Here is a 20,512-nt window from a genome sequence, read left to right as displayed (position 1 = left end):
AGATTCAGGTCAAGCCGTCTTCCTTCGTTTCAAACTCGGTAAAAACTTTACTGGTTGAACATACTGACCCGGATTCTCAATCTTCTGAATAATCAGCTCAGCCGTTTTTCTACCCATATCTTCCATTGGCTGCTCGATTGTAGTCAACCCAGCCCTTTCAGTCCAGCTCTGATTGTCATAACCTACAAGAAAGAAGTCCTTTCCCGGAATTTTCTTCATTGCAGATGCCATCTGCAAAACTTCAAGGGCAAAATTATCTGCTAATGCAAAGATCCCCGGTCTATCGTACTCAGAAAGAATCGAGGCGATTCTCTCATGCGCAGTCTCAAAAAAGAAGGATGTGTAGACAAGTTTCTCCTCATTGAACTCATAACCTTTTTCTTTTAGATAACTCGTAAACCCCAGTATTCTCTTTTCGAAATTTTCAGTTGCCAAAATGGTGTTTTCCTCATCGAAAGAGATGACGAACAAATCCGTGGAACCACATTCAATAAGTAACTCAGCGGCCATTCTTCCACCCAAAACATTATCTAGATAGACGCAGTCAAACTCATCGGATTGTGATTCAAATAGAACAACATTGGTTCCGAAATCTATATACTTTCTAGATAAAAACTCAATATTCATCGTACAAATAACAGCACCATCTATATTCTGAATAAGGGACGGATCGCTTCTAAGTTTCTTCAGCCTTTTATCGGAAAAAACAGGGTAAATCACCATCTCATAATTCATCTTGTCCAGATACTCATCAAACGACTTCATGACTCTCCAGTGAAATTCCGTCCTGATCTCGGGCATGAGAAAGAGAATCCTTTTGGTCTTACCCCCTGCAAGTGTTCTCGCCATCTGATTTGGCTGGTACCCAAGCTTATCGATCGCTTTCATTACTTTAATTCTTGTCGTTTCTTTAACGGAACCGCCATTAAGCACTCTTGAAACGGTACCGGTTCCAACGCCCGAAAGAGATGCTACATCTTTTATTGTGGGCTTTTTCAAGAGAATACACCCTCCAGTTATCAACGATTTGGAATCGTTTCCATTATAACAAAATCGTTAATGACACCGAAGTCTATGTACACTGAGTCTGATTCTTTGAGAAGTGATTATTGAAGATTATTACTGATGAAGACGCTGTTGCTCCTGATTCATGCTTTTACTTTCCGTTTACTCGGTATTACTTGTCATAAATCAACTGTTCCAGTTCTGGCTATTATTTACCTATCTTGTTCTAACAGGCCTCTCGAAACGACCGTTGTGTTGGAACGCTTTTCAAGCAATCAGCGCACCAACGCCTATGATCCCTCTACCACCATGGACCAGTATTGCCGAAGACAGCTCTCCGGTAAGAAGTGTTTCAGATAGAGAAATGATTTTTCTCTTAGCCCATTCAACGAGCGCGAGAGTATCGCTATCGTTTCCAGAATGATAAAGAGCTAGGCATAGAACTTTTTTCCCTTTAACAGCAACAATCAAGCGATCCACCATCTTTTCCACTGCTTTTTTCATGCCTCGTGCCCTACCTGAAAGAATAAAAATCCCACCACTGTTAATTGTTCCTATCGGCTTTACATCGAGAATTTCCCCAACCGATCCTTGAAGTTTACCAATTCTACCGCTTTGTTTCAGATACTTCAGTGTCGGTAAAACGAAATAGACGATGTTTTTCATTCCAGCTCTGCTTCTAAGGTCTGAGGCAATCACCCTAAGTGAATCCCCTCTTTCCTTCATTCTTATCGCCTTGTGAACCAGCATCGCAATGCCACCTGAAAGGGAGAGAGAATCAATTGACTCAACTTTAACCGAGTGATGTTCGCTGACAAACTGTTCACCAATCGTCTTGAAAAGGTTATAAGTACCACTCAGACCGCTGGAGAGGTTCACCACAAGCAGCTCATCATAACCTTTTGAATACATTACTTCGAAGGCTTCCGTTACGTCTGCCGGGCTTGGCAGTGAAGTCCTGGCAAAGTTGTAGTCCAGATAATCGGCGATTTCCGATTTGCTTATCTCGACACCTTCACGGTAGGATTTTTCACCGAGGACTACCATAATAGGGACGACGTAAACATCATCTCTTTCAGCCAATTCCACAGGAAGATCTACTACTGAGTCACAGATAATTCCTATCATGATCATTTCCCTCCTCATAAACAACTCTGTTTCTTTGAACACCGAGGTCTATCCTGCCATCTGAAGAGAATATCCTGGATTCTATTACGTCTCCATTTGCCAGGTATCTTCCACTTTTCTCCTGTTCTCTGATGAAAATCTCCCATCTTTTTGATTCGCCAAGTAATCTTCTGAGCCAAGTACGCAAGCCTTTTTTTTGACTAAGAGCCGTTCCCTTTGGTGTACCCGTAAGTATAACGTCTCCGGCCTCGAGATCGGAAAATTCGCTCAGTTCCGACAGTGTTTCCCATGGTTTGTAGATCATGTTCGAAGTTGAAGCTCTCTGTTTTGTCACTCCATTTACTTTAAGCTCAACCGTTAAACTCTCCAGATACTTCATTTCATCTCTGCCAATTAGAAAGATAAAGGGTCCAAGCGGGCAGAATGATCGATAGCTTTTGCCCTTGAAGAACTGAGATTGAGGTAACTGAATGTCTCTCGCCGAAATATCGTTGCCTATTACAATTCCTCCGATGTACTCATGCATATGAGAAAACTCAACATTGATGGGCCGATCTATAGACGCCTTCATAACCAAACCGAGCTCAACTTCATAGTCGAGGAGTCTGACTCCCTTTGGCCTCACAATTGGTGAGTTTGGACCGGTAACAGAAGCCGATGATTTGTTGAAGAACATATTGTACTTCTTATCCTCTTTTCTTATTCCTGTATCAAGGAGATGGTCGAGATAATTCTTTCCTTGACAAATGATTCTACAAGGGCTAGTAATCGGAGAGAGAACCTCTAAGTCAGAGAGATTTATCCGCTCAGTCAAGCCAAAGCTTTGTATAACATTCGGAATCCCTTCTAAAGTTTGGAAAAAGTCTCCCGTGGATTCCGCTTTGATATCGAGAGGGGTCACAAGATCCCTTTCCACAACTCCCCAGAATACTCTCATGCTGACGTCTCTAAATCTTCCAATATGCATTATCTTATCTGCCCTCCCCCTTAATTATAACCTGTTGTAGCAACCGTTGCCTCCCCAATTCCCATCCCTATGATTTCGTTGTCAGTGTCGATCTCAATGCTAATTCGTCTTTTGGGGAAAAAGACTTGCCTGCCGATTATTGGCTTAGCGTTGATAACGCTATGCTAAAATTGTGTTGAGGTGATTGAATGAGTGAAGCAGGACACAAACGTTCGATTCTCCTTTATTGTGATAGGTCAGCTTTTGAAAGACTACTAGACTTATTCGCCGACGTCTCGTTAATCGACTGCAAGGGGCAAGAAAACGAGATAATCGGAGAGATACTGGAAAATGGGGAAGGGGTTCGGAAAGAGAAGACAGGCAACGGAGAAGATGGCTTATGCTATGCAGTATTTGATGGCTTTAGCGATGAGTCTTTGGGAAACGCGATCGATACAATCCGTCATTATACTGGAAGAGAGTGGGTCTTTGCCACCACAACTGAATCAAATCTCAGTTGGAGAATGAATGAACTCCTCATTGAACTGACTGAAGAACATAATTACTTTAGGAAAGCGAGGCAGAAGAAAGTTGAATAACAACTCTTTCCAAAGAATCCAGGAGCTTTCAAGGGTCGATGTCGTCAATATTCTGAACTTAGTCTTTTCCGACTACGTGCTCAGGATGCACTGGACTCTTGAAAGCTTTGAAAGAGACGTTAGGGAGAATAACATTTCTCTTTCGGAATCATTTGTCATGAACGTAGAGGGCATCCATACAGGAATTGTCTTGCTCAGTTTCAGAGAAAAAAGAGCCAGGATAGATCTTATGGGCGTCATTCCCGGTTTTAGAAGAGAAGGCGTAGGGTTCAAAATGGTTGACGAGGCAATTAGAATTGCTAAATGGAAAGGCTGTGATCGAATTGTCCTGGAAGTTCCCGAAAAAGACAAAAGAGCGATCGCTTTCTATGAGAAGTTTGGATTCAGACATAGACGTGAACTTATCACTTTCTTCATAAGAAGGCCGGGAATTGGCGATTTTTCGACTAAAGAATCTGATTCAGGAAAGGTAGTTGAATGCGCACTGTATGTAATGGACAAATACAAGCGAAATCCAGAATGGGAAAGAGAGCCCGCATCGTTTCATCACCTTGAGAGATACAACTTCGATACAGTAATAGATGAGCAGGGTCGAGAAATTGCTTATTGCGTATGGCAGGAGAGGGATTCAGTTTTTTATGTTAAGGACTGTGGCCCAACAAGAGCCGCTTCCTTCAAAGAGGCAATAGGCGCAATCTGCAGTATTGCGAAAAGCAAGAACCTCACACCGCTATTTCCAACAGTACCCGATAACGACCCTCTATTCGCCGAAGCGCAGGAATTCGAACCGGAGATTCTCCTTAAGCAGAGCGAGATGATTTTTAAAATCCATTGAGAAGCCTTAAGTAACACTCGTTTGTCTAATGTATCCAAGAAGGTACTCAACCATCCTAAATCCGTCTTGGGGAGATTTGTGTATCAAATACTGAACAAGTTTGTCTCTATCGATTAGGATGTATTCCGAATTACTCTTGATTTTCAATGTAGTATCCCATTTGCTTCTTGAAAGAACCTGGATCTCGCCAATGGAGCTTGGCGATTTGATCGTAAACAGTACCGAGTTCTTGTCTCCTCTCTTTTTCAGAAGGGCTATCTCACCCTTGAGAAGAAAGAGCACGCTTCCAGCCTTTCTACCTTCTTCAAAGACGATTCTGTCTGAGTCAGCCTTTCTTATCCTACGATAATCCGCTTTTAGAATCCGGAAAAGATCCGAGCTATATCTCGGACCTTTATAAAGAAACTTGAAGCCGGATTCAAATAGACCCATGTGGCAAACGAAAAATCTCGCGATCCTTGAGATTTCATCTTCTGCGGATTCCAAAATATCCATTATTGAAGCTAGGGCATCTTCCAAAAAATCGTTAAGAAAGCAACTAAAAGCATAGAACAGCTTAACAGGTCTTGACAAAGGGGAATTCTGATACTGATCAAGGTAGCTTCTCAGAACCTCTTGAGCAGAGGGATACTCTTTTCGCTCAATCAGTCTGATACCCTTTCGGTAGAGCGATTTCTCTCCGAAAAGCAAAGGAGGATACTCTTCTAGCCAACACTGCTTTTTGGCGACAAGAGATGCAGTAAACTCATCGAGATCAAAAGGCCCTTTTCCACTGCACAAACTCAGGTCTTTTTCAACATCAACAAACAGCTTCTCCAGCCTTTCCGGTCTGGAGACCAGATACTCTTTCAACTCGTCCCTGTCACCAACAAGAATTGCAGAATCACCAACGCAAAGAAGATCTCCGCTGTGCTCCCCACCAACTACCGATAGTGGGTCAGCAAGATCTCCTTCCAGATAGACCTTGTCTTCAGAATCGAATCCTTTGAGGATGAGCCCGCCCGACGATACCACATAGTAGTAATCTGCTTTCTCACCCCGCCCGGCAAGTTTGGTATCACCCTCCAGAACGATTTCCTTAATGTCTCGTCATCACCTTTCACTCTTCCCACAGTTTCAATTCCTTCAAACCATTCTTAACTATCCTACTGGTATCTCTAGAGATAACAAGTTCCTCATTAGTTGGGATAACGAAGACTTTTACCTTCGAATCAGTTGTGGAAATCATGGTCTCTTTTCCTCTGATTTTATTTTTCTCTACATCAATCGATATGCCAAGATAGCCGAGGTACTTGTCGATCACATTGGCTCTCAAGTAGGGACTATTCTCTCCTACGCCTGCGGTGAACACTATCGCATCGACTCCGTTCATTGCCGCCGCATAAGCGCCAATATATTTCGCCAGTCTGTATTCATATATATCATGTGCCCGTTTGCAAGTCGGCTCGTTTTTCATTGCACGTTCCTCTATATCCCTCATATCACTGAACCGCCCTTCAGTAAGCCCATACATACCGCTTTCTTTGTTCAGCAGGTCGTTTACTTCCCCAGCCGATAATCCCTCTTGCTCCTGCAAGAAAGGAACGATAGCCGGATCAATGTCGCCGGATCGCGTCCCCATGACGAGCCCCTCAAGCGGTGTGAATCCCATTGAGGTATCAACAGACCTCCCGTTCTTGACTGCCGCAACAGATGCACCGTTCCCAATATGAGCAGTTATAATTTTCAGTTCTTTGAGAGGTCTTTCCATCATGACAGCTGCTCTCTCCGCAACATATCTATGGCTAGTGCCGTGAAAACCATATTTTCTTATCTTATATTTTCTGTATAGGTCGTAAGGTATGGCGTAGAGATAAGATGATTCTGGCATCGATTGGTGGAATGCCGTATCGAAAACCCCGATGTGAGGAACAGATGGAAGAATCTTCTTCGCTGCAACAATACCCTCAATGTTGGCCGGATTGTGAAGAGGTGCAAGGAAATTGTTCGCTTCTATCTCACTTACAACTTCATCGTCTATTAAAACGGAAGATGCGAATCTCTCTCCACCGTGAACCACTCTGTGACCGACGGCCTCAATTTCGTTGATGTTTTTCACAACTCCAGTCTCTTCAGACTGAAGAACCTCAATTATTAGTTCAAGACCTTCAGTGTGATCAGCAATGTCCTTTTCGAACTCGTATTTCTTCTCGCCTTTCCTATGAGAGAGTTTTGATCCGGAAATACCTATCCTTTCAAGCAACCCTTTTGCCAACACATTTTCACTTGCGGCATCAAGAAGCTGGTACTTAATTGAAGACGAGCCGCAATTAATTACAAGGATCTTCATTCGACACCTCCGTCTATGCTTTATTAGAACAACCTAGAAGTCTCAGCCTTTCTCTGATTACATTCTTAACCAATTCCTTGGGTGTCTTGAAGTATTTCCTCGGATCGAACTCCCCGGGATTCTTCGAAAGGAACTCTCTCAACGAAGCAATAAAAGCCATTCTTAGATCAGTATCGGTATTCACTTTGTTTATTCCAAACTTCACCGATTCAGCAAGGATTTCCCCAGGAACTCCTTTAGCTCCCTTGAAATCGGCTCCATAGGTTTCGGCAAGCTTTTTAATGTCCTCCGGAACACTTGAAGCTCCATGCAAAACGAGCGGTAGGCCTGTCAGATCCTTAACCTTCTTGAGTCTTGCAAAATCCAGTCTCGCTTCTCCCTTGAATTTGAAGGCCCCATGGCTAGTTCCAATTGCAGGCGCCAGAAAATCTACTCCCGTCTCTTCTGCAAACAGCTTTGCCTCATCCGGGTCAACCAGTGCCGCTTCATGAGATTCGACAGCAACGTTATCCTCTATTCCAACGAGTCTACCCAACTCGGCTTCGACTGATACGCCAAGACTATGGGCTATCTCCACAATTTTTTTCGTCTCTGCAACGTTTTTTTCAAACGGGAATTCGGACGCATCAATCATTACTGATGAATAGCCAGCCTGAATTGCCGCCATGATTATCTTGAAGTTTTTTCCGTGGTCAACATGCAATGAAACGGGAATATCGACATTCCTCGCATAGCTTTCGACCATCGATACGAAAAGCTTTGCTCCCAGTTTAATGTCACCATTTCCTGCATACTTAATCGCACCTTCGGAAGTTTCGATAATTACCGGAGAGTGTTCTTCCACTCCAGCATCGATGATTGCCTGCAGAAATTCAAGATTGTTGATATTCAGTGCCGGTACTGCATAGAACTCTTTATTTGCTCTTTCGAGTATTTCTTTCGTGTTTACGTAAGGCATTTTTCTCCCTCCATTCTAATTCCTACTTCTACATTTCATCAAGATTATACCAGCTCAAATACACTAAGTTCTATTCCATCGCCCGTTTTCTTCGAAGATGTAGCCTCCCAGCTGCAGATTTGTGAGTTCAACGATCAGATCTTTGCTGGAAAAGTCCGTCATCAATAGTAGTTCTCCAAAAGTGAGGGGACCATTGCCTAGAAGATCAAGGACTCTTGACTGCAACTTCATAGTCTGAGGTTCCTCGAATGAGATTTCAGGAAACTCATCGATAATGTCTATGCACTCGGAAATCAGTTTTGCCCCATTCTTAATTAACCAATTCGTGCCTTCGGAATTCCTTCTGTTGATGTCTCCAGGCACAGCAAAAACATCTCTTCCGTTTTCAAGCGCGAGTCTTGCAGTAATTAGCGAGCCGCTTCTCATAGTAGCCTGCACTACAAAGACTGCCCTGGCCAAGCCTGAAATTATTCTGTTCCTCTTCGGGAAATTCTGCTTTAGGGGCGGCGTTCCGGGGAGAAATTCAGAAATCACACACCCCTTTTGCTTAACCGACTTTATGAGCGTTCTGTTGCTCGCTGGATAGGCTACATCGATACCCGTCCCCAGTACTCCTATTGTAGAGCCTCTACCCTCAAGAGCCCCAATATGAGCCTGAGCATCAATACCGACCGCAAGACCGCTTACGATGGTTATCCCTTTCTCAGAGAGCGACTTCGCATATTCTTTGGCAATCGATGCTCCATATCCATCCGCTTTCCTCGAACCCACTATGGCGAGAATGTTTCTTGAATTTAGAAGTCCAGGGTCACCCTCAAAAAATATTACTGAAGGCGGTTCAAAGGTATTCCTGAGAGCTTCGGGATATTGAACATCCTTGAATGTTATGAATTTCGTAAACCTGGAGAGAATCTTCGCCACATCGGGAAAACTCTTTTGAAACCTCTTCAGTTTAACTTTGTTTAGATCGGTCCGACATCTGAAAAGATGAGTGTCTGAAATTCCCGAATTTTCGATCTCTTCCATCTCTGATGGAGAAAAATCTCCAGAAAGTGCTATTGCGGCGTACTCTGCTCTTTCCATTACAAGATAAATGCACTCAGGTCTTCATCGGCGGCAATTTCGCCGATCCTCTCATTAACATAGTTGACGTCAACTACAATTTCTTGAGGAACTTCAGGAGCATTGAATGAAACTTCTTCGAGTACTTTCTCAACAACTGTGTAGAGTCTTCTAGCTCCAATGTTCTCGATTTTCTCATTCAGGCTGTGTGAAACCCGCGCGATTTCTCTTAAACCGTCTTCAGTGAACGTAACTTTTACTCCTTCAGTCTCCAGCAAAGCCATGTATTGCTTTGTTATTGCATTCTTCGGCTCGACAAGGATTCTCAGAAACTCCTTTTGAGAAAGCGCATCAAGCTCGACCCTGATCGGAAACCTTCCCTGGAACTCCGGAATCAAATCTGAAGGCTTGGCAGTGTGAAAGGCCCCCGCGGCAACGAAGAGAATGTAATCGGTCCTTATCTGACCGTACTTTGTCGTTACGGTGGTCCCTTCGATGATCGGTAGAAGATCTCTTTGAACTCCCTCTCTTGAAACATCGGGGCCATGGGAACCACTTCTGAAAGTAATCTTATCAATCTCATCAATAAAGACCATACCGCGGTTCTGCACCCTTTCGATCGCTTCGGCTACAACTTTGTCCATATCCAAAAGCTTTTCAGCCTCAATCGGTAGAAGCGTCTTACGAGCATCAGCAATTCTCATTTTTCTTCTCTTGGTCTTCTTCGGTACCATTCCGCCCAGAACGCCTGACATATCGATTCCCATATCTTCCATTCCCGGAATCATTATCATCTGCTGACTGTGATCTTCAACTTCGACCTCGATATCGAGATCCTCAAGATCGCCGCTTCTCAATCTATCTCTGTAGTCTTCCCTGCGATTCCTTATTCTTTCGGCCTCTTCTTGACTCGGCTTCGGTTGTTGCTGGCCTTGAAACAACTCAATGATATTCCTAGGACCCGCTGCTTTCGTCTGAGGTCCGGGGACGAGAGCCTCCAGAATTCTCTCTTCAACCTGATAGGATGCCTTCCCCTCTACTTCGCCCATCTTTTCCTGCTTGACCATGTTGACGCCTACGTCTACCAGCTCTCGGATTATTGATTCGACATTCTTCCCGACATACCCCACTTCGGTGAACCTGGTGGCCTCAACCTTTGTGAAGGGTGAACCCGTGAGCTCGGCCAATCTTCTAGCGATCTCCGTCTTTCCAACTCCAGTAGGCCCCATCATCAAAATGTTCTTTGGTATTACGTCTCTTCTTATCTCTTCAGGGAGTTTTTGTCTTCTGATCCTGTTTCTCATCGCAACAGCGACTGCCCTCTTAGCTTTATCCTGTCCTACTATATATTTGTCAAGCTCCTCCACTATTCTCTTTGGAGTCAACTCGTCAAGTTCTTCTCTATTCATTGTTTCTCTCCTCCGAGTGTTTCCATGGTGAAATTTGTGTTTGTGTATATGCAAATTTCGCTAGCTATCTCCATAGACTTAACCGCAATTTCCTCGGCTTCCAGTTGGCTATTTCTCAAAAGAGCCCTCGCAGCGGCCAATGCATAGGAACCTCCAGAACCGATAGCCAGAACCTCTTCATCGGGTTCTATAACTTCACCGTTCCCAGATATCAGTAGGATACTCTCTCTGTCCGCTACCAGGAGAAGTGCCTGAAGATTCTTAAGGATCTTGTTTGTCCTCCAATCCTTGGCCAAATTCACGGCAGCCCTCTTCAAATTAGAGTTGGATTCATGCAGTTTTTCTTCAAACTTCTCAAAAAGAGTCATCGCATCAGCTACAGAGCCCGCAAAGCCTGCAAGAACTGAACCATCGCCAAGTTTCCTAACCTTTCTCGCCGTACCTTTCATTACGGTGTCTCCAATAGTAATCTGACCATCTCCGACTATAACCGTCTTTCCCTTCTTTCTGAGAACGAGTATTGTAGTACCATGAAAAGTCTTCATGATTCCCTCCTGTTTCTTTTATCGGCCGCCTCAATTATATCTAGAACGACATCATCAAAGGTCATCCCGGCCGCTCTCGCCGACATCGGTAGGTCGCTCAGGTCAGTCATACCCGGAATGGTATTTACCTCAAGAAAGTAAAACACTCCTCCCTTTAGTATCCCATCCACCCTCGCAAAATCCCTGCAGCCAAGAAGCTTGTAAACCGCGACCGACTTTTCGATTATCGATTCAAGTGTACTTCTTTCTATCGGGGCGGGAACGACAAATTCAGTTAAGCCAGGAGTATATTTGGCTTCGTAATCATAAAAACGTCTTTTTGGTTTTATTTCAAGCACCGGTAGAACTTTAATGCCTTCCCTTGAATCAATGATCGAAACGGTTATCTCTCTTCCATCGATATACTCTTCAAGCAAAAGAGAGTCGTACACGTCTAGCAGTAACCTGGTTCTATTGATGAGAGTTGAAGCATCATCACAAATAAACACTCCAATGCTCGATCCTTCTCTAGTGGGCTTTATTACACACGGAAATATCTTCCAGCCCTCGAGATCCTTCTCGCTAATCACTTTCTTCCATAGAGGCAGATCGACTTCCGCTTTCACAAGCCTGTATGTAATCTCTTTGTCGAAGCAAACCGCGCTTGTCCTGGAATCAGAAGAAGTGTAGGGTAATCCCGCAAGTTCCATCAACCCCTGCACTGTCCCATCTTCGCCAAATTTGCCGTGGAGGGCTAGAAAGAAGAGATCGGCCTTTAGACTGAGTAGGCTCGCGATTCTATCCCTTTTGAGATCAAAACCGATCACTTCGGCACCGAGCCTCTCGAGAGATTTCGAAATGTTACTTCCACTCTTAACAGAGACGTCTCTCTCGCTGGAAAACCCTCCATAAACAACGGCAATCCTTCTAGACATTAATCTCCTCCAATTTCAAATTCCTTCTTGCATTTCTCACAGTACAGAACCTTCTTTCCTCCTCGCTTAACCTTGAGAAAGAGATAAGAGCCGCAGATTTCGCACTTTTCATTTGTCGGTTCATTCCAGAAGAGTTCTCCACAACTTGAGCATTTGAAGTAATTCTTTCCTTTCTTGCTTCGGAGTTTTTCAACCACCCCTCCGCACTTAGGGCAGGGAGCGTCGATCCTAACATTCCTAGTGTACTTGCATTTCGGATAGGCCGAACAGGCAATGAACTCTCCGTATCTTCCCTTCCTTATGACGAGTGGAGAACCACATTCGGGACACTTTTCTTCTATCTCTATCTCTATTTTTTGATTCGCAGCAACATCTTTCAGCATTACCTTCCCATCGATTACACAAGTGAAGGATGTCATATCGACTGATTCATTCTTGCCGCAAGATTCACATTTCAAGTACCCGCCATATCTTCCAAAGACGACTTTGAAGTACCCACCGCATGAACACTCCTTATCTGTCGGGAACTCAATTCTCAACTCTCCCTTTTTGATTCTCTTATCTATCTCATCAAGATCAGTTTTGAACCCGCTATAAAAGCCCATCACTACGTCTCGCCACTTCTTTGCACCGTTTTCAACATCGTCAAGCTCTTCTTCCATATTTGCCGTGAAATTCATATCAACAACATCGGGAAAATATTCATTCAGAAACTCGTTAACGATCGCACCAAGAAGTGTTGGTCTAAGTTCTCTCGATTGTCGAAGTACATACTTCCTGTCGAGAAGAGTGGTGATTATAGTTGCATAAGTTGAGGGGCGGCCGATTCCTTTCTTTTCAAGCTCTTTTACAAGAGAGGCTTCGCTGAACCTCGAGGGTGGTTTAGTTGTATCTTCCTCCCATTCGATCATGGAAGGCTTTATCTTTTCGCCTATCTTATAGTCCCGATCTATCTCACTCTTAGATGATCTCGAGACAATTTTCTCATAACCGTCAAAGAGTCTTCTCTCCCCGGTCAAGCTAAGAATGTACTTGTCGTTTTCATCCTCTAATTCAACTTCGGTCACAGAGTATTCCGCACTAGCCATTTGAGAAGCTATGAATCTATTCCAGATAAGAGCATATAGCCTTAGATTGTCTCCTGATAAAAGTTGCCTCGCCTTCTCTGGATCGTTCTCAGGATAAGTTGGTCTTATAGCTTCGTGAGCATCTTGAATCTTCTTACCCTTTTTGCCCGGTCTGATGGGACCAACGTACTCCTTTCCAAATTTACTTTCGATTATTTCGACGGCCTTGTCTCTTGCCTGGTTGGATATTCTCGTCGAATCGGTTCTCATGTATGTAATGAAAGCAATCTGACCTTGATCGGTTTCAATTCCTTCGTAGAGCTGCTGAGCGATCTTCATCGTTTTACTCGCACTCCAGCCCAACTCACTTATTGCACTTTGCTGAAGTGTTGAAGTAATGAATGGCATCGGCGCGTTTCTCTTGGAGGTGCGTTCCTTTACGTTTTTGACGTGAAAAATTGTATTGGAAAGCTCGCTTATTATTTCATCTCTCTTCTCTTCAGTGATTACAGACTTGTTTGTGAACTTTTTCCCTTCGATTCGAGAAAGAGAGAATCGATCCTCGCCAACCTTCGCAAAGATCTTGAAGAAACGGTGCGGTTCAAATACTACTATCTTCTTCTCAAGTTCTACCATGAACTTTAGAGCTACGGACTGGACCCTTCCGGCACTGAGCCCTCTCTTCATAGTTCTCCACAAAATTGGACTGATTTTGTAGCCCACAATTCTATCGAGAACCCTTCTAGCTACTTGAGCCTCGACTTTAGACATGTCTATCTCTCTTGGATGAAGTATTGCTTCCTTTATTGCCGATTCCGTTATCTCATTGAAGACTATTCTATTCTTTTCATTTTGTGGAAGACCCAAAAGTTCGGAAATGTGCCATGCAATGGCTTCTCCCTCACGATCCAGGTCTGAAGCGAGAAGCACCTGTTTTCCCTTTGACTTCTTGGAAAGCTCTTGTACGACCTTTTCCTTCCCCTTAAGAATCTCATAAGTCGGTTCCAAAGTTTCAGGATGAAGTCCGATGTTAGATTCTGGGAGATCTCTAACATGCCCTTTGGAAGCGGTGACTTCATAGTTCTTCCCTAAATATCTACTGATCGTTTTCGCCTTTGCCGGCGATTCAACGATTACAAGCTTGTCTGGCAAAGTATCACTCCTAACTATTTGAGTCGCCGGATCTTCTGTTTTTCATGAACACTCTTCTGTTAAGAAAACGATCGTAATTGCTCCAGGAAGCAGTTGAGCCATTGAATTCCCTTTCTTCAATCTCTCTGAACTGAGCAACCTTCGAATCCAAATCGTCGGCCATATGAAGAACAATTGCTTCCGTCGTCTTTGGAATTACGGGTGAGCCCCATTCCATTTCCCCGTGATGAGACAAGAGGAGATGTTTTATCTCAGTCTGAAGATAGCGGGGGAAGCCCTGAATTTTAGATATAGCCTTGCTGACCATCTCTATGCCCATAGCGATGTGTCCCACTAATTCGCCGTCATTTGTTCTCTCAATTCCATTCGGAGTAATCGTGTACTCATACACTTTACCGATATCATGTAACAAGGCCCCCGCAACTAGAAGATCTCCATCAACGGAGTCTCCGTACTTCGTCGCGAAGAATTCGCATAGCTCGGCGACAGACATTGTGTGCTCCAGAAGGCCACCCTTATAAGCGTGGTGAACCTTAGAAGCGGCCGGAGAAACAATGAACTTCTCGATGAACTTCTTGTCGTTCTCGAAAATATCTTTGAGCAGAGCTCTAATATAGTCATCCCTCATTCTTCCAACGAGACTAAGAAGATCATCGTACATCCGAGGAATATCTTTCGTTGTGACAGCCATAAATCTCTCATAATCGTACTGTCCAACCTGAAGGATCTGAATCCCTTCCGAATCAAGATTAAGCTGGATTCTATCTTCATAGACAGCTACTCGACCGGAGATTCTTACTACCATACCCTGTTCCAGAGTGGAATCATTGCGTTCTGCATTAAACCAATCGATTGCTCGTATAGCTCCTGTCTTATCGGAAAGTGTTAATAGAAGAAACTTCTTTCCGTCTCGGGCCTCTTGAATTCTCTTAGAATGGACCTTGAAAACAGATAGCACAGTACTTCCCGGGCGTAGATCGGAAACAAAAGGAAAACCATCCCTGTTTGTCTTATCCTGATCGGCATTTATTTGACTCAATATCTCATTTCCAATGATGTCGCGGAGTTTCATCAGTTTACTCCTTTCTTATAGACCCGTGGAACTCTGGAAGAGATAGAACAAACTACTTCATAGTTAATGGTACCGCACAGATCAGCTATCTCCTCGGCGCTTATCGACTCTCCTTCTTGAGTACCAACTATCACAACTTCATCACCAATCGAGACAGGCTTCTCAATGTGAGATATGTCGACAACGAATTGATCCATACAAACCCTGCCCAGCACTTTGCATCTCTTGCCCGAAATGATAACATATCCTCTATTAGAGAGCAGTCTATTGTATCCATCGGCATAGCCTACGGGAATTGTAGCTACAAGCATGTCACGATCGGCAACAAAAGTCCTGCCATAACTAACCGAATAGCCGGTACGTATCCTCTTTACAAAGGATACACAGCTAACCCACGACAAAACCGGTTTCAGGTTTTCATCAGTTTCCTTCGAAGGTTGTAGGCCATATGTGGCAATTCCCGCTCTAACATAACTGAAATCAGAATTGTCGAAATAGATGGTGCCTGCACTATTAGATATATGAGTTTCGAAATGTCTGTTTCGTCTTTGTCCCAAGCCATGAAGAAATCTTCCAAAAGCTCCTCTCTGCTCAAGAACGAAGCCACTGCCTTTCTCATCTGCTGTAGCGAAGTGCGTATAAGCACCTGTTATATTGATTCCCTTTCTGACAGCCGAATTATACAACTCAATCGACTCTTCCCATTCCAATCCCAGACGCCTCATTCCAGTATCTACAACCAGCTGGAAATCAGGTAACTGCTTATTTAAGCCAATAATGTCTTCAAGTTGAGCAAATGAAGAAAGAGATAGCGTTAAAGAAAACTCCTTTGCAGTGGGGATCTCCTTTTTCTCCACATAGTTAAGCACAAGAATCGGCAAAGAGATTCCGCTTTGGCGGATCTTAATTCCCTCTTCGAGAAAAGCAACTGCTAAGCGATCGACTCCCGATTCCTGAGCAACTTTCGAAAGCTCCACGGCACCATGACCGTACGCATCTGCTTTGACAACAACCATCAGTTTCGCCGGAGACGCCTTTCCGGACAGATAAACAAGATTTTGTCTATATGCAGATAGATCGATCAAAGCGAAGGTTTTTCTGCTATTCATTTCATACCTTCTCAGTAAGAAAGCGCGAATAGCGCGTTATGGCTAGATGGCTCTTGTAACTTTTCCAGCTTTGAGACACTTCGCACAAACTCTGATTCTCTTTACCTCGCCATCAACGACTGCGCGGACTTTATGAACATTGGGCTTCCACCAGCGCTTGGCCTTTTTATTTGAGTGCGAGACCATATTCCCTGTAGTAGGTGACTTACCGCATATTTCACAAACCTTGGACATGAATTGTGTCCTCCTCTCGATTTACAATACACTTCATTATAGTAAAGAAATAGAAGCTTTTCAACTCAAGACTCAAAGGGATTTGCGGTGCGCGTCATTGACATTAGTGCGCATGGCTAGCATAATTCTTATTGATGAGAAGATTGATAATGGCTCTTGCTGCAGCAATTTACATGGTTTTCACCGTCTACTTCTACCTGAAACCGGTAGTTCCGGCAATCGAAGTGGGAAGCGACAAGTTTCTTCATTTTGTGGGTTTCTTTGCAGGAGGGTTCCTTTTTGTTATTCTTTCAAGAGAAGAATTCAGCAAGGCGTTTAGGAAAACCTTCTTTTCATTTCTCATTGTAGGACCTGTCATTCTCGAATTTCTTCAGGTTCTATCTCCCAACAGGCAGTTCGATATTCTAGATATGGTTTTCAATTATTTGGGTTGGACGGTTCCCGTTGTTATCTTCACCTTTATAGTCAGGCTTAGAACGCTTTCTAAAGGTTGAGTTCCTCCAGCAAAACCAAACGATTTGAACGGCATACAGCATTTGCTCAAACCATAGAGTATTGAAAGTCCGGTGATAATGTTATACTTTTTTTGAGTTCCGCCTGGAGGTGTGCTACTTGGAGGAAAACAAGCCTTTGAGGTCTCTGTATCTCTCAATGGTAACAGTCTTCATAGCTCTCCCGCACTCTGAAATCACATTTGCTAACTCCCAGATTATGGAAGGATTTTATTATGTCACGCCCGAAGCATCGGTTTCAGGGTTTACCGGAATAATCGTGGGGACAGAAAACAATTATGATCTCTTGATCATTGCCAATGGCCATCTCAAAAGATATTCGCTGTCAGGAGCAGAGATTCCTCAATATGAGTCTACAGACTCTAACAGCAAGAAGTGCTTGAATCTAATAAGAAACACCATAGGACTTGAAGCGATTGTTCATGAAGTGACCACATCTGAGGAAGCTTCAGCTTACGTCTGGTTCCTTCTGGATGGTGAGGTTTATCTTATTCAATCTATAATCGTATCTAGCGGTCTATCTAAAGCAATTGACGGAGGAGAAATCGAACTTGTTCCGGCCGAAGAATATGCCCGCGAAAGAAGTCTTGGAATCTGGGCTGAAGAGTCGGAAGTTCTTGAATCGGCAGTAGAAGGAATACCTGAAACAGAAGAGGTACAGGAAGTTGTAGAGGAAGATTCAAGAGGTGCAGCAAGACTAACGATTTCTAAGATTGATATTTTCGATAACGGTGAGCACGCTCTTCTGACTCTTGCTGCCGATAAGGGCGGATATCTTGAAGGTTCAGAGGTTTCAATCTTATCTCGAGCTGATCGAACTACCGACGAAGATGTTTTTTCGTTGGATTCTCAAGAACCTATTGAAACTGCTGAAGAGCTTAGAATACTTATCACACTGGATAGATCAAGAACCACTTCGTTTGAATATGATTTTTTGGGAAAGTTATTTGGATCCCAGAGGCGGTTATCTGAAGATTAAGGATGAAAATGGAAGTGAGAGGTTATTCGAATATGAATATGACAGGAGAATTAGTGGCTTCACTGTAACCCCACTTGATTGAGGGAGGCTTTATAATGAAAAGAGTGTTGTTCTTCCTTTTGCTAATCTTCGGAACAACGATTTTTGCTTTTACGGGAGAAAGTATGGGAAAAAGTGCAGAAGATTATGACGCAGCGACCGTAATTATAATCCATTATCACAGGTACGATGACAACTACGATGGCTGGAACCTATGGGTCTGGCCTGACAAACCGAAAAGTATGGATGGTAAGTCTTACTCTTTTGATAGGAGAGACGAATTCGGAGTAGTTACAACTGTAAAGTTCTCTGAAAAACATTCTAGACTGGGATTCATAGTAAGGCTAAGAGAATGGGAAAAGAAGGATATTACAGCAGATAGGTTCGTAGATATTCCCGATTCTGGAGTTGCTGAAATATGGGTGATCGAAGGGGAAGAGGATTTTTTGACGAGCCCGGACAGAATTGATCTAACTCCCAGAGTTAAGATGGCCTTTCTTGATTCTTTGAGTGAGATCTACGCTTCACTTTCAGCACCGGTTGATACTAAGACAGTCTTACCTGAAGTCCTTTTAGACGGTTCGCCGGTTAAGATTCAGAGCTTCGAAAAGGCAGATCCCACTGATGTATCGGTAACTAACTACGTGAAGATAACACTGACCGAACCACTTGCGCCCAAGTCAGTTAGCAAAAGGCTATCTCTGGAGATCGAAGGTTTTCTTCCAGGCGACATAATTGTCAGAAAAGCGCTCGATAATTCTGAATTCTTCTACCAGGGTGAACTTGGTTCGATTTACTCGGAGAAGGAGACAGTCTTCAGAGTCTGGTCTCCCGTATCCTCTTCAGCAACGCTAATTCTCTTTGACGATCTCTACTCGGACAGCTTTATTGAAGTCCCCATGAAAAGAATAGAAGCAGGTGTTTGGGAAGCAATCGTTCAAGGCAATCTTCATCTGCGGGCTTACAAATACAGATTCGTCTCTTATGGCAAGGAAAGAGAAACAGTTGACATCTATTCCCGTGCGGTTACAAAAAACAGTGAGAGATCAGTTGTCGTTGATCCCGCTAAAACCATTATTGAAGGCTGGGCCCAACAAAAAGTGCCGATATTTAACAAACCGGAGGACGCAATAATATACGAAATCCACATTGGAGACATGACTTCCGACCCAAATACCAATGTTGAGAATAAGGGTAAGTACTTAGGCCTAACCGAGACCGGAAGAACGGGACCTGATGGAGTTACTGTCGGAATTGACCACATTGTTGAGCTCGGTGTAACACACGTTCACATAATGCCTTTCAACGATATTCACTACCTAAATGAAGGTGAGGAAGGCGAATACGGCTGGGGCTATGACCCTTATCTGTACATGGTTCCGGAAGGACATTACAGCACTGACCCTTACAGTCCTCTCAGTAGAATTCTCGAATCTAAGGCAATGGTCATGGCATTTCATGAAAAAGGAATAAGGGTAATTCTCGACACTGTGTACAATCATACGGCTACAACAGGTTCTTCTTCTCCCTTCGATCAGACAGTCCCATATTATTACTATAGAACAGACGCCACAGGTGCATATTTGAACGGAACTGGAGTCGGTAATGAGATAGCTTCAGAAAGGCCAATGATGAGAAAGCATATTCTTGATTCTCTTAAGATGTGGGTCAACGAATACGGAATTGATGGCTTCAGATTCGATTTGATGGGTCTTATAGATAAAGAAACCGTTCTGGCCATCGACCGAGAACTTCATGCAATAGACAAGACGATTCTGCTTTATGGCGAGCCGTGGGGAGGTTGGGGGGCAACCGTTACATTTGGGAAAGGCGATCAACGCGGAACCGGTGTAGCTGTTTTTAACGACAATCTCAGAGATGCAATAAGAGGAAGCGTTTTCGATGAGAAAGTGAAGGGCTTTTCTCTTGGGAGCAGGGCCAAAGAAAGAAGGATTATGCGTGGTATTGTGGGAAGTATCGAATACAGCAGTGACATTAAGGACTTTGCGGATGACCCTTCTGAGACTATAAACTATGTTTCTGCTCACGATAATCAGACTCTGTGGGACAAGAATAGCGCAGCAATGCCAGATGCTTCAAGAGAGTTGTTGACAAGCGCTCAGAAGCTATCAAATGCCATAGTGATTCTTTCTCAGGGAATTCCATTTCTTCATGGTGGAGTAGACTTTGCTCGAACGAAGTTCGGCAATGATAACAGCTACAATGCCGGTGTAGATTTGAACAAGATGGACTATTCAAGGAAGGCAGAATTCATTGACCTCTTCACCTATTATAAGGGACTGATAGAACTTAGAAAGAACCATCCATCATTCAGGATGAGTACGGCCGAAGAGATAAGAAAGAATCTAAAATTTCTTGATGCTCCCAGAAATATCGTTGCTTACGTGATAGACGGCAAGTCAGCTGGTGACTCATGGGAAGAAATACTTGTGATATTCAATGGGAACCTTGAACCAGCCGAGATAACTCTACCTGATGAAAGCTGGAACCTCGTCGTGGATAGAGATAGAATCTCTGAGAAGCCCCTCGAAAGACTCTCAGGTAAGGTCAAGCTCGAACCAATTTCTACTTATGTCTTCTTCAAGTAGTTCGGAGGT

The 20,512-nt window shown here is 43.6% G+C and carries 19 protein-coding genes; 5 read left to right on the top strand and 14 right to left on the bottom strand.

Going from position 1 to position 20,512, the window contains the following annotated elements:
- Positions 1-9 precede the first annotated feature (9 nt).
- The 3 genes from V513_RS04720 to V513_RS04710 all read right to left on the bottom strand — a co-directional run bounded on the left by V513_RS04720 (position 10) and on the right by V513_RS04710 (position 3,100).
- Positions 10-999 carry a LacI family DNA-binding transcriptional regulator gene (locus tag V513_RS04720; protein WP_099771896.1) on the bottom strand — a complete coding sequence of 330 codons (990 nt, stop codon included), beginning with the start codon at positions 997-999 and terminating at the stop codon, positions 10-12.
- A 273-nt stretch (positions 1,000-1,272) separates the two neighbouring features.
- The gene (locus V513_RS04715; RefSeq protein ID WP_257211946.1) at positions 1,273-2,133 is read right to left on the bottom strand and encodes a DegV family protein; all 861 of its coding nucleotides are present in this window, start codon (positions 2,131-2,133) and stop codon (positions 1,273-1,275) included.
- Positions 2,114-3,100: a fumarylacetoacetate hydrolase family protein gene (locus V513_RS04710; protein WP_099771894.1), complete on the bottom strand. Its 987-nt coding sequence runs from the start codon at positions 3,098-3,100 to the stop codon at positions 2,114-2,116. The genes V513_RS04715 and V513_RS04710 overlap by 20 nt, the downstream gene beginning before the upstream one ends.
- Positions 3,101-3,288: 188 nt before the next feature.
- Between V513_RS04710 and V513_RS04705 the strand changes: the two genes are divergently transcribed.
- Both V513_RS04705 and V513_RS04700 read left to right on the top strand, forming a co-directional pair.
- The gene (locus tag V513_RS04705) at positions 3,289-3,678 is read left to right on the top strand and encodes a DUF3783 domain-containing protein (RefSeq protein ID WP_014730274.1); all 390 of its coding nucleotides are present in this window, start codon (positions 3,289-3,291) and stop codon (positions 3,676-3,678) included.
- On the top strand, positions 3,671-4,513 hold the full coding sequence (locus V513_RS04700; protein ID WP_014730273.1) for a GNAT family N-acetyltransferase: 843 nt from the start codon (positions 3,671-3,673) through the stop codon (positions 4,511-4,513). Before V513_RS04705 ends, V513_RS04700 begins: the two co-directional genes overlap by 8 nt.
- Positions 4,514-4,519: 6 nt before the next feature.
- Here the strand turns inward: V513_RS04700 and V513_RS04695 are convergent, their stop codons facing one another.
- From V513_RS04695 to rpmB, 11 genes are all read right to left on the bottom strand, one after another.
- Positions 4,520-5,527 carry a cyclic nucleotide-binding domain-containing protein gene (locus V513_RS04695; RefSeq protein ID WP_014730272.1) on the bottom strand — a complete coding sequence of 336 codons (1,008 nt, stop codon included), beginning with the start codon at positions 5,525-5,527 and terminating at the stop codon, positions 4,520-4,522.
- Between the two features lie 85 nt (positions 5,528-5,612).
- A complete protein-coding gene (locus V513_RS04690; RefSeq protein ID WP_014730271.1) occupies positions 5,613-6,842 on the bottom strand; it encodes an acetate kinase in 1,230 nt (409 codons plus the stop codon).
- A 13-nt stretch (positions 6,843-6,855) separates the two neighbouring features.
- Entirely contained in the window at positions 6,856-7,800 is a 945-nt protein-coding gene (gene fba, locus V513_RS04685; RefSeq protein WP_014730270.1) for a class II fructose-1,6-bisphosphate aldolase, read from the bottom strand.
- A 63-nt stretch (positions 7,801-7,863) separates the two neighbouring features.
- The gene (gene dprA / locus V513_RS04680; RefSeq protein WP_099771892.1) at positions 7,864-8,883 is read right to left on the bottom strand and encodes a DNA-processing protein DprA; all 1,020 of its coding nucleotides are present in this window, start codon (positions 8,881-8,883) and stop codon (positions 7,864-7,866) included.
- On the bottom strand, positions 8,883-10,271 hold the full coding sequence (gene hslU, locus V513_RS04675) for an ATP-dependent protease ATPase subunit HslU (protein WP_014730268.1): 1,389 nt from the start codon (positions 10,269-10,271) through the stop codon (positions 8,883-8,885). Before hslU ends, dprA begins: the two co-directional genes overlap by 1 nt.
- The gene (hslV, locus tag V513_RS04670) at positions 10,268-10,816 is read right to left on the bottom strand and encodes an ATP-dependent protease subunit HslV (protein ID WP_014730267.1); all 549 of its coding nucleotides are present in this window, start codon (positions 10,814-10,816) and stop codon (positions 10,268-10,270) included. The genes hslU and hslV overlap by 4 nt, the downstream gene beginning before the upstream one ends.
- Positions 10,813-11,730, bottom strand: coding sequence for a D-alanine--D-alanine ligase family protein (locus tag V513_RS04665; RefSeq protein WP_014730266.1), 918 nt, complete (start codon positions 11,728-11,730; stop codon positions 10,813-10,815). Before V513_RS04665 ends, hslV begins: the two co-directional genes overlap by 4 nt.
- Positions 11,730-13,949, bottom strand: a complete 2,220-nt coding sequence (gene topA / locus V513_RS04660) for a type I DNA topoisomerase (protein WP_014730265.1) — start codon at positions 13,947-13,949, stop codon at positions 11,730-11,732. Before topA ends, V513_RS04665 begins: the two co-directional genes overlap by 1 nt.
- Before the next feature lie 10 nt (positions 13,950-13,959).
- Complete coding sequence (locus tag V513_RS04655; RefSeq protein ID WP_014730264.1) at positions 13,960-15,021, bottom strand: 3'-5' exoribonuclease YhaM family protein; 1,062 nt, start codon at positions 15,019-15,021, stop codon at positions 13,960-13,962.
- Positions 15,021-16,130, bottom strand: coding sequence for an alanine racemase (alr, locus tag V513_RS04650; protein WP_099771890.1), 1,110 nt, complete (start codon positions 16,128-16,130; stop codon positions 15,021-15,023). The genes V513_RS04655 and alr overlap by 1 nt, the downstream gene beginning before the upstream one ends.
- A gap of 42 nt (positions 16,131-16,172) precedes the next feature.
- Positions 16,173-16,364 (bottom strand): 50S ribosomal protein L28, encoded by a 192-nt coding sequence (gene rpmB, locus V513_RS04645; RefSeq protein ID WP_014730262.1) that lies wholly within the window; start codon positions 16,362-16,364, stop codon positions 16,173-16,175.
- A 149-nt stretch (positions 16,365-16,513) separates the two neighbouring features.
- Between rpmB and V513_RS04640 the strand changes: the two genes are divergently transcribed.
- The 3 genes from V513_RS04640 to pulA all read left to right on the top strand — a co-directional run bounded on the left by V513_RS04640 (position 16,514) and on the right by pulA (position 20,503).
- Complete coding sequence (locus tag V513_RS04640) at positions 16,514-16,858, top strand: VanZ like family protein (RefSeq protein WP_014730261.1); 345 nt, start codon at positions 16,514-16,516, stop codon at positions 16,856-16,858.
- A gap of 118 nt (positions 16,859-16,976) precedes the next feature.
- Positions 16,977-17,855: a hypothetical protein gene (locus V513_RS04635; protein ID WP_099771889.1), complete on the top strand. Its 879-nt coding sequence runs from the start codon at positions 16,977-16,979 to the stop codon at positions 17,853-17,855.
- Between the two features lie 164 nt (positions 17,856-18,019).
- Positions 18,020-20,503 (top strand): type I pullulanase, encoded by a 2,484-nt coding sequence (pulA, locus tag V513_RS04630; RefSeq protein WP_180274845.1) that lies wholly within the window; start codon positions 18,020-18,022, stop codon positions 20,501-20,503.
- The last annotated feature ends 9 nt before the right edge of the window (positions 20,504-20,512 follow it).

It is taken from the genome of Mesotoga sp. H07.pep.5.3, from assembly GCF_002752615.1.
GTDB lineage: Bacteria > Thermotogota > Thermotogae > Petrotogales > Kosmotogaceae > Mesotoga > Mesotoga prima.
Note: the sequence above shows the minus strand (reverse complement) of the source record. Positions and strands in the feature narration are given on the sequence as shown.

Bases quoted from the DNA above. Each gene is read 5' to 3' on its own strand.
- V513_RS04715 (WP_257211946.1), bottom strand. From the start codon at position 2,133: ATGATAGGAATTATCTGTGACTCAGTAGTAGATCTTCCTGTGGAATTG.
- V513_RS04710 (WP_099771894.1), bottom strand. From the start codon at position 3,100: ATGCATATTGGAAGATTTAGAGACGTCAGCATGAGAGTATTCTGGGGA.
- V513_RS04705 (WP_014730274.1), top strand. From the start codon at position 3,289: ATGAGTGAAGCAGGACACAAACGTTCGATTCTCCTTTATTGTGATAGG.
- V513_RS04690 (WP_014730271.1), bottom strand. From the start codon at position 6,842: ATGAAGATCCTTGTAATTAATTGCGGCTCGTCTTCAATTAAGTACCAG.
- fba (WP_014730270.1), bottom strand. From the start codon at position 7,800: ATGCCTTACGTAAACACGAAAGAAATACTCGAAAGAGCAAATAAAGAG.
- dprA (WP_099771892.1), bottom strand. From the start codon at position 8,883: ATGGAAAGAGCAGAGTACGCCGCAATAGCACTTTCTGGAGATTTTTCT.
- hslU (WP_014730268.1), bottom strand. From the start codon at position 10,271: ATGAATAGAGAAGAACTTGACGAGTTGACTCCAAAGAGAATAGTGGAG.
- hslV (WP_014730267.1), bottom strand. From the start codon at position 10,816: ATGAAGACTTTTCATGGTACTACAATACTCGTTCTCAGAAAGAAGGGA.
- V513_RS04665 (WP_014730266.1), bottom strand. From the start codon at position 11,730: ATGTCTAGAAGGATTGCCGTTGTTTATGGAGGGTTTTCCAGCGAGAGA.
- V513_RS04655 (WP_014730264.1), bottom strand. From the start codon at position 15,021: ATGAAACTCCGCGACATCATTGGAAATGAGATATTGAGTCAAATAAAT.
- alr (WP_099771890.1), bottom strand. From the start codon at position 16,130: ATGAATAGCAGAAAAACCTTCGCTTTGATCGATCTATCTGCATATAGA.
- rpmB (WP_014730262.1), bottom strand. From the start codon at position 16,364: ATGTCCAAGGTTTGTGAAATATGCGGTAAGTCACCTACTACAGGGAAT.
- V513_RS04640 (WP_014730261.1), top strand. From the start codon at position 16,514: ATGGCTCTTGCTGCAGCAATTTACATGGTTTTCACCGTCTACTTCTAC.
- pulA (WP_180274845.1), top strand. From the start codon at position 18,020: ATGGGAAAAAGTGCAGAAGATTATGACGCAGCGACCGTAATTATAATC.